This is a genomic window from Oleiphilus sp. HI0132, assembly GCF_001635845.1.
On sequence record NZ_LWGJ01000223.1, the window covers coordinates 1 to 784 of the forward strand.

The window sequence follows — 784 nt, forward strand, 5'->3', positions numbered from 1 at the left end:
ATACCGAGATAAACGACAAGTCCCGGCAAGCAACTAAATAGCATGCCGTTGCAATTGAGGATTCCTCAGAAGTATTCGCAAGTGAAATGGCTTCAGGAACAGCCATTGTCCCTGACATAAACAAACGCTTCCACCAAGGGAGAAGTTGCAAGTCATCGTTAATGCTGCTCGTAAGTTTATTCCTTAGATCGCTCGGGACCCATGACAAAGACCAATAATGTTTGCCTTGCTTTATCTCAGGAAATTGTCGGTATAAGTCTGCCATCCAGGGACTAATTGCCTGATCTAATTCATCGAGGAAGGCTTGATTGTAGGGAATCCACTTCATTTTAGAGGTGGAACCACTCGTGGGCTGATAACGCTCGCACTTGATGTTGCTTAAAACATTTTCTCGGCCGGCTTGCTGGCGCTCTATTTGCTCGTGCCAAACATCATAATCGCTAATTGGCAATGTTTGGAACTCGGAGAGGCTGCTATTTTCCCTAAGGTGATACTTGGCTGCGGATTCAGTTCCTGAAACGCTTTCTAGTATTCCCTGAAGAATCGATAATTGCGACTCTTCTACTGAACGACAAGCGCTGCGGAATCTTGCGCCACCCTTGTTGGATAGCGCGTGTGACGCAACATGCAAACCTTTCGAAGCAAGCGAGCCGAGAAATGACATTAAGATAGCTCCAAATTCTGTGAATCAGCTCTTTGGCGCAAATCATCACCCAGCTCTTTGCTGACCTGACCTGCTTTTTGACGAAGACTCTGCCGACTCTGTTTTTTCTTGAAAGGAATC

1 protein-coding gene is annotated in these 784 nt (G+C 46.0%); it reads right to left on the bottom strand.

Translation table 11 applies throughout. The features are described 5' to 3' along the window. The coding region (locus tag A3766_RS02750) for a GH3 auxin-responsive promoter family protein (protein WP_197479236.1) at positions 1–664 on the bottom strand (664 nt) is incomplete at its 3' end. Positions 665–784: the final 120 nt, after the last annotated feature.